Genomic DNA, 7,701 nt, shown 5'->3' on the forward strand with positions numbered 1-7,701 from the left:
TCCGCCTGACGCGTGATGGCGGTCAAGAGGGGGAAGAGCCCATGTCCCGGGGCACGAGGTAGCGGGCCAGGAGGAGCGCCAGCGCCGTGCGGTCACGTTGACCGAGCTTTCGCAGCAGCGCCGAGACGTGGTTCTTGACCGTCCCCTCGGCGATCACGAGGGTCGCGGCAATCTCGCTGTTCGTCGCTCCGGTCGCTACCTCGGTAGCGACTGCGCGCTCGGCCCGGGTGAGGACGGCCAAGGGACTGGTGTCGACACGTGCTGGGCTCTGGTCGGCGGAGGGGCGGGACAGGGCTGCCCGGGCGACCCGAGGGTCGATGACCAAGCCTCCGTCGGCCACGGCTTTGATGGCGTGGACGAGGTCAGTGGTCGAGGAGTCCTTGAGGAGGAATCCCGCAGCCCCGGCAGCGATGGCTCGACGAACGAGATCATCGTCGTCGAACGTGGTGAGGATGATGACCGGCAGTTCCGGGTGCACGCGGCGAAGCTCGGCAACCAACTCCACACCCCCCATCACTGGCATCTGGGCGTCAGTGAGGACGACGTCGGGCCGGCTCGTGGCCACCACGGCCAAAGCCTCGCGGCCGTGGCCTGCTTCTCCGACGACCTCGATCCCGTCCTCAGTGCCTAGGAGCATGGTCAAGCCTCGCCGCATCAGCTGTTGGTCGTCGACGATGACGACCCGCATCTCAGGTCGCCTCTCCGACGAGCGCAGGGACGTGATCGTCGGAGAGCGGGAGCACGACGACGAGTTGCCACCCTCCGTCGACGACCACGCCCGAAGTCAAGGTGCCCCCCAGCGCCGCGGCCCGCTCCCGCAGCGACCTGAGACCGAACCCGTCGTGGGGCACCGCCGCACCTCGACCGTCGTCACGCAGGGCGATCCGCACCTGCTGCGGGCTCTGCAGGAAGTCGACAGTGACCCGAGTCGCGTCCGCGTGCCGCAAGACGTTGGTCAAACCCTCCTGGACGAAGCGCGTCGCAAAGAGACTGATCTGCTCAGGGAGGGAGTCGTCGCTGCCGCGGTGGGTCACGGCCACGTCCAGCCCGGTCCCACGAAACGCCTCCGCGATCGCGTCAAAAGCGGCGGCACCCCCAACGCCAGCTGCATGCGGCGGGGGATCGAGCGCACGCGCCCACAAGCGCATGAGGTCGAGTGCGCCCTGGTTCGTGCTCGCCGCGGTCGCGACCTCGGCCCACGCCTTGACGGGGTCCCGGTCCTGCATCCGCTCGGCGTACTGGAGGCTCATTGCCACCAAGGTGAGCCGGTGGCCGAGGCCGTCGTGGAGTTCGCGGGCCGAGCGTGCGCGCTCCTGGGCCAGGACAAACTCGCGCTCAGTGACAAGGGCGGCCCGAAGCCGCTCGTTCGTGGTCTCGAGCTCCATACCCCGGTGAAGGGCAGTGCTCCGTGCCCGGTCCAGGGTGCGAAGCAACCCGCCGAAGCCGGCGCCCACGAGGAGAAGTGCCGCCACACCGGCGGTCTGCCTCACGGTGTCTAGCAGTCCCGGATCGTAGGTCGCAACGAGGGTGAGGGCCAGGGTGAGGACGATGATGGCGACTGCGCCGAGGGCGGCACCGAGACCGACGACGAAGCCGAGCAGAGCGACGGCGACGACGAGCAGCACGTAGGCGTACGGCCCGCCGGAGGGGAACGCGGTGCAGACCAGCGCTACGGCGGTGAGTCCGTAGGCAGCCCAGGCCTCGTGCTCCTGACGCACCCGGATCCACAGCAGCGCAGCGACGCCGACACCCCCTAGGAGGAAGAGCCCCGGCCCCACCCCCTCGGTGAAGGCAGTCCCCACGCTCAGGGCAGCGAGCAGAAAGGCGGTGGCACTGATCAGATCAAGCACCCCGCTCCACCCGGTGGGGTTGTGCCGTTCCGCATCTGTGCTCATCTGCTAGACCCTATCCAGACACCAGATCACCAGGCACGAGACTATCGGCACTGGTTGGCGCCCTGCGACCATGACCACGGTCATGGTCCGGTGGTGGCGAAGCGTGACTGCGCCGCGCCTGTTCGTGACTGCAGCGCGACGCGTTGATCCGGGTCACCCATCCATGATCGAGGTATGCAGACAGAACAGATCACCGCGCCACCCACCGTCCTCGTCGAGGCGGTCAATGTGACCAAGTCCTATCGGGCTGGCGCCCGCGACGTCGAGATCCTTCATGGGGTGAGCCTGGAAGTCCGTGCTGGGGAGATGTGCGCAGTAATGGGCCCCTCGGGATCGGGCAAATCCACCCTTCTCTACACCCTGGCGGGGCTTGAGGCGCCAACCACCGGCGTCGTCTCCCTCCTTGGCCGGCAGACCAGGGACCTGTCGCGATCCCAACTGGCCAAACTCCGCCGCACTGACGTCGGATTCGTCTTCCAGAGCTACAACCTGGTCCCCACCCTCACCGCCTACGAAAATGTGGCGCTGCCCTTCCGGCTGCGTGGGGTGAGGCCGCCGGCCGACCAGATCCGGGCGAGTCTGGAGACTGTCGGACTCACCAAGCTCGCTGGGTCCCGCCCGGTGGTGATGTCCGGTGGCGAGCAGCAACGGGTCGCCCTCGCCCGAGTGATCGCTGCGCGGCCGCGGATCGTGTTTGCCGATGAACCAACCGGCGCGCTCGACACCCATAGCGGCGCCGTCGTCCTCAACGAGTTGCGCGCTATCGCCCACCAAGCCGACCAGTGCGTCCTGGCCGTCACACACGACCCCCTCGTCGCGGCAAAGTGCGACCGGGTGCTCTTTCTCCGCGACGGCTATCTCGTCCACGAGCTGGTCCAACCGGAGGCATCCGAGGTCGCCGAGCTCCTGGCTGACCTCGGCAACACACAGGAAGAGGCAGCAGCATGATCAGGCTCTCGATCGCTGACCTGCGCGACTCCTGGCTGTCCTGGCTCGGCGTCTGCCTGGCCTTCGTGGTGATCAACGCCATGCTCATCGTGTCCGCGATGCTGGTGACGACCGCCGCCGACCCGGCCGCCCGAAAACTCCTCGGCGTCGATGGCGCCCCGCTGCTCACTGCCTACGGCTGGATCAACATCGCTCTCAGCAGCCTCGTCGGAATCGCCGTCGTCGGGGCCTCGACAAGCCTCGTCGTGATCTCGCGTCGCGGCGCGATCGCCCGTCTCCTCCTCAGCGGCGCGACCCCTGGTCAGGTCAGCCGACTGCTCACGACACAGGTCGCGATCGTCTCGCTCCTCGCCGGGTTGGTCGGGGGCCTCATCGCGATCGCGAGTGCTCAACCGCTCCTCGACATCATCAGCCGAGACCGCGAACTGCCACTCGTGACCGCCACCATCCCTGCCTCAGTGGTGATCGCCACCACCGTCGCTTTCATGGCTCTGTCCATCGTCGGTGGCCTGCGTCAAGCGCGCGTCGCCAGTCGGATCCCTCCGGTCGAGGCCCTGCGGGACGCCGCCGGCACCCCGTCACGGCGCGAGGGCCCGGTACGCACGACCCTGCGCGGTCTGCGCTTCCTGGTCTGCGTCGGTGCGTTGGCGCTGGCTTACCCCGCATTCCACGCCTACGCTGGCGAGCTCGGTGACGACGCGATGCAGACCCTCATGCAGATCTCCTTCTACGCGATCCCGATCAGCGGACTCGCCCTGACCACGATCCTGCCGTGGATCTGTGCGGGTCTGACTCGCCTGTGGACCAGCCTTCTCCCGCTCCGAGGCGTGTCGTGGCACTTGGCCCGCACCGCGGCCGTTGCCAAGTCCGACCAGCTTGTGCGCTCGATCGTCCCGGTCATGTTCGCGGTCGGTCTCGTCTTCGGCATGATGGTCGTCGGGGACACCTTCGCCGCAACCTTGCGAGCGCTGGGTCTTCCGCCCCTCGAAGGGAGCTCGACTACTACGCTGCTCTCGCTCCTCGGTTCGGGCCTGGCCATAGCCGTCGCCGGTTCAGTGGGAAATCTGGTGATGATGTCACGTCAGCGCAGCGCCGACCTCGCCCTCGCCGGCGTCCTGGGGGCTACACCACGCCAACAACTCCTCGTGCCAGCGCTCGAGGCTGTCATCATCACCGTCACCGCCAGTCTGCTCGGCCTGGTCATGGCGGCAGTGAGCGGAGCACTGCTCGCCAGCGGCCTAGCGATCCTCCTACCCCAGTCACAACTCTCGATCCCCTGGCCGATTCTCGGCTTGACCGTTCTGATCTGCCTCCTCATCGTGACCCTCGGCACCACGATGCCCGTCCTACGATCGCTGCGGCAGCCCGCACCCAAGGTCATCAGCAAGCTCGTCGCCGCTTAAGCCGGACGCCCGCGTCACCCAGCGATGTGGAGCATGCTCTCGGAGGCCTCCCACAACCGGTAGGCGAGTGCGTCGTCGTGAGCTTGTGGGACAGATTGGACGGGCTTCTTCTTCTCGTAATACTCTCCGCGCTTCCAGTCGGAGCCTGGGGCGCCTGTGGCGAGCCAGACCAACGGGGCCGCACCCTTGTCCGAGGAGATGGTGAAGAGGTTCTTCAGCACGGGGGTGTGGTAGGCGAACCGCATGAAATGGGTGGTGTCGCTCGCGAAGTTGCTCGCCACGACCCCCGGGTGGAAGGCGGCTGCCGAAATGCCTTGGTCGACGAAACGACGGTGGAGTTCGCGGGTGAACAGGATGTTGGCGAGCTTGGCGTTGCCGTAAGCGCTCTGGGGTGCGTAGTTCTTCTCGTTCTGCAGATCGTTGATGTCGAACGCTGAGAACACCTTCGCGGCGCGGGACGCCGTTTGGATCACGGCGGCATTGCTGGCGACGAGCTTGGGCATCAGCAGATGTGTCAGCAGGAAGCCCGCGAGGTGGTTGACCTGGAAAGTCTTCTCGAACCCGTCGGTGGTGACCGTCCGCTCACCCATGATGGCCCCGGCATTGTTGGCCAGGACGTCGATGCGGGAGTAGGTCGCGTCCAGATCAGCGGCCAGGCGACGGACCTGGTCCAGGTCGGTGTAGTCGGCGAGGTGGAACGGAACGTCCAGCTCCTGGGCGAGCCTGCCGGTCTTGTCAGGGCTTCGGCCCACGAGCACCACCTCAGCCCCGTCCGCTTTGAGAATGCGTGCGGCGGCGGCACCGATCCCGTCACTCGCTCCGGTGATGACGATGGTCCTGGACTCCATGCAGATCCTTCTTCAAGCAGTAGGGACGGCAGCCGACGCGCGTCCGGGCTGCTCGACGCGGTGATCACTTGGATCATGCACCCCCAGAGTTCGTTGTCAAAAGGGGGGCCACCTCCCCCGCCCCGGCGCGGATCCGCGACCCGCACAGTCATCTATCACCCACTGGTGGCGGATAGGTGATCTTGCCGTCGCTCACCTGTGCGAAATTACTCAACGTCGCCCGCCGGGTCGTCGAGACCGACATGACGTCGAACACCTCCACCCCCTCGACGATGAGTGCGTCCGTGATCAATCGCCGGTGGCACCGCCACGGCACGGCCTCGCTGCACATGATTGCTGGCGTCGACTCGTTCGCCATCTCCAGCAACACCGCGAGCCCGGCGCGAAACTCGTCGGTACTCATGTGATCGGCGTAGTCGCGAAAGGCCTTGACTCTCCACGCCGCGTTCGGGCTCGTCCTCTCCGCTGGCGTATACCTGCGGCCGCCCAACTCCCGGATCCACCGGTACCGGATGTCCGCGGGAAGCGCTTCGGTGATCGCGTCCTGGTTCCACTGGGGGTACTTCCGAGAAGACGGAAAGGAACGTACATCAACAAGATCGGTCACGCCGTTCGCACGCAGCATCACGAGAAGTTCAACAAAGTCGCGCGTGGAGTGGCCGACCGTGAAGACACGCGGTGGGGCGTCCTGGGTTGCCCGTCGTTCAGTCATGAAATGAACAACCGTGGCCACCTGGTCTCCTGGGTCAGGAGACGGGGTTTGTCCTGAGCGAGGTGAGCACCCCAGCTTGACGCACCTGGACCCTGCCGTTCATCACGCGCACGTCGAAGCGGGGTTGTGGCCGCGTGGCTGGGCCATGCGTGATGGCGCCGTCAGCAAGACGGAACTTGCTGCCGTGCCAGGGGCAGGTCACGCATCCGTCGTCGATGGTGCCCTCGTGCAACGGGGCCCCGCGGTGGGTGCATCGATCGGCCAATGCCATGATCGTGGACCCGTCGCGGACCAGCATGACCGGGGTGCCGTGCGCCCGGACCAGGATCGGGGTGCCTTCGCGGACCTGGTCGTCGGTGCCCACGTCCGTCCAGTCCTGGACCGCGGACTGGAAGACGGTGGTGTCCACCCCCACCCCCCGCGCGTAGGCTAGGTGGCCGCCCAACCAGCCACCAGCTGCGGCCAGAGCCATGGCGCCCGAACTCAAGGCGACGCCGACCCCGTGGTGTCCCTGGCCTCGAACCCACCAGCTCGCGGTGAACAAGCTCAGACCACTGGCGTTGACCAACGCGTGCACCAACCCCACCCGCTGCTCGGGTCCCGTAGTGTCCATCCAGTCATTGACGCCGGCCAGCGCTGCCGGCAGGGCGGCTACGCTACCCACGCCAAGCAATCGCCGTGCCGCGTTGCGACTTCCTGGCCCGCCCAAGGCATCCAGCGTGGTCGCCGACAGCCAGCAACCCAGCGGCGCCAGGACCAACGCTGGGTGGAGCGGGTGCCCCCCAGCAGTGCCGCTGAGCAGGTCGTTGACCGGTCCCCGCGGGAGCAACTTGGACGCGCCCGTGGCCAACGGCCCAGACAAGGCGTCCAAGAACTCTGCGTCCTCGATGAAGTCGGTGAGCCGGGCCGTTGCTCGAGACAGGAAAGCCAACATGTAGACCGTCTCCCTTCACGTGCGCGCAGAGAGCCACTGAGCTCCTCAGGAACTCCCAAGCCTACTGCCGCGAGCACACCGACGACAAGGCACTCGCTCGGCACCACCGGCTGCAGCGACAGACGCCACGCCTGCGACAGGACATCGACGTGGCACTGCTGGAACAGGCAGCCAACAGGGCTGCACACGACACCGGACAGGTCACCCAGGCGCCCGACCCGGCTTGGGCCAGCCGCTTTCAGGACGTCGCCGCAGACCTACGGCGGGCACTTCCAGGGGTTGTCATGTCTACCTCAGTACCCCAGACAACCTGCACGTCAAGAATCACCTCGCCGTGCGCGATGTGTTGCGCAGTCGGTGCGACCTTCGCGACGAAGACGCCGCGATCAAGGCTGGACTCGCTGTCGACCCCGAGGTAGATATCAACACCTACATCGCCCGCAAGTCAGCGGTGCTGCAGAAGATGCTGGCCGAGTCAGACCTGCGTCGGGAGGACCTCGTAGCGATTCGTCGCCTCAACGACCCCCAGGGGAACAGCTGACAACTCAAGGCCAGCGACCGGGTCATGCCGCAGGCCGCACGACTATTGCGGAGCTTTCCGGCCATACGCAACGAGTCTCGGCGCTGCAGGGCGAGGTTGCCCCAGGCTCAGCAAGCACGAGTTGCAACTGCCCAGCGTTGGCCTACTCGTTGCCTTGGTGACGCAGGGAACTTCGCTGCGCGGTCCCGACGAGCAGGCAGGCCAACCCGAGGCCAAGTCCCATCCAAGTCAGCATTCCAGTCTCGCCAGTGAGAAGCAGCAGGAGTACGCCCAGCGTGATGATGAGACCGATGAGCAAGTACGCACGTGCGCGGCGAGGTACCAGTGCGACGTCCCGGCTGGGTGCGTCAAGGTCGGACGGTCGTGGGGATCGTCCTGAGGAATACCTTTGCCCTTCTCTGGTGCTCAAACTCCGGTCCC

At 66.6% G+C, this 7,701-nt stretch carries 8 protein-coding genes; 3 read left to right on the forward strand and 5 right to left on the reverse strand.

Annotation, left to right across the window (positions count from 1 at the left end):
- Nucleotides 1-22: 22 nt before the first annotated feature.
- Together Q4P07_RS04030 and Q4P07_RS04035 are read right to left on the reverse strand one after the other, a co-directional pair.
- Nucleotides 23-688 (reverse strand): response regulator transcription factor, encoded by a 666-nt coding sequence (locus Q4P07_RS04030; RefSeq protein WP_303373611.1) that lies wholly within the window; start codon nucleotides 686-688, stop codon nucleotides 23-25.
- 1 nt (nucleotide 689) lies between these two features.
- Entirely contained in the window at nucleotides 690-1,895 is a 1,206-nt protein-coding gene (locus Q4P07_RS04035; RefSeq protein WP_303373612.1) for a sensor histidine kinase, read from the reverse strand.
- Nucleotides 1,896-2,069: 174 nt separating this feature from the next.
- Here Q4P07_RS04035 and Q4P07_RS04040 point away from each other — a divergent pair, with 174 nt between their 5' ends.
- Together Q4P07_RS04040 and Q4P07_RS04045 are read left to right on the forward strand one after the other, a co-directional pair.
- Nucleotides 2,070-2,843 carry an ABC transporter ATP-binding protein gene (locus Q4P07_RS04040; RefSeq protein WP_303373613.1) on the forward strand — a complete coding sequence of 258 codons (774 nt, stop codon included), beginning with the start codon at nucleotides 2,070-2,072 and terminating at the stop codon, nucleotides 2,841-2,843.
- The gene (locus tag Q4P07_RS04045) at nucleotides 2,840-4,246 is read left to right on the forward strand and encodes an FtsX-like permease family protein (RefSeq protein WP_303373614.1); all 1,407 of its coding nucleotides are present in this window, start codon (nucleotides 2,840-2,842) and stop codon (nucleotides 4,244-4,246) included. The genes Q4P07_RS04040 and Q4P07_RS04045 overlap by 4 nt, the downstream gene beginning before the upstream one ends.
- Before the next feature lie 14 nt (nucleotides 4,247-4,260).
- Here the strand turns inward: Q4P07_RS04045 and Q4P07_RS04050 are convergent, their stop codons facing one another.
- From Q4P07_RS04050 to Q4P07_RS04060, 3 genes are all read right to left on the reverse strand, one after another.
- The gene (locus tag Q4P07_RS04050) at nucleotides 4,261-5,094 is read right to left on the reverse strand and encodes an SDR family NAD(P)-dependent oxidoreductase (protein ID WP_303373615.1); all 834 of its coding nucleotides are present in this window, start codon (nucleotides 5,092-5,094) and stop codon (nucleotides 4,261-4,263) included.
- A gap of 148 nt (nucleotides 5,095-5,242) precedes the next feature.
- Nucleotides 5,243-5,827, reverse strand: a complete 585-nt coding sequence (locus Q4P07_RS04055; protein WP_303373616.1) for a DUF488 family protein — start codon at nucleotides 5,825-5,827, stop codon at nucleotides 5,243-5,245.
- Nucleotides 5,828-5,840: 13 nt separating this feature from the next.
- Nucleotides 5,841-6,740, reverse strand: coding sequence for a Rieske 2Fe-2S domain-containing protein (locus Q4P07_RS04060; RefSeq protein WP_303373617.1), 900 nt, complete (start codon nucleotides 6,738-6,740; stop codon nucleotides 5,841-5,843).
- A 223-nt stretch (nucleotides 6,741-6,963) separates the two neighbouring features.
- Between Q4P07_RS04060 and Q4P07_RS04065 the strand changes: the two genes are divergently transcribed.
- Nucleotides 6,964-7,281, forward strand: coding sequence for a GrpB family protein (locus Q4P07_RS04065; protein ID WP_303373618.1), 318 nt, complete (start codon nucleotides 6,964-6,966; stop codon nucleotides 7,279-7,281).
- Nucleotides 7,282-7,701 lie beyond the last annotated feature (420 nt).

This window comes from Ornithinimicrobium sp. (genome assembly GCF_030537745.1).
Taxonomy (GTDB): Bacteria; Actinomycetota; Actinomycetes; order Actinomycetales; family Dermatophilaceae; genus Ornithinicoccus.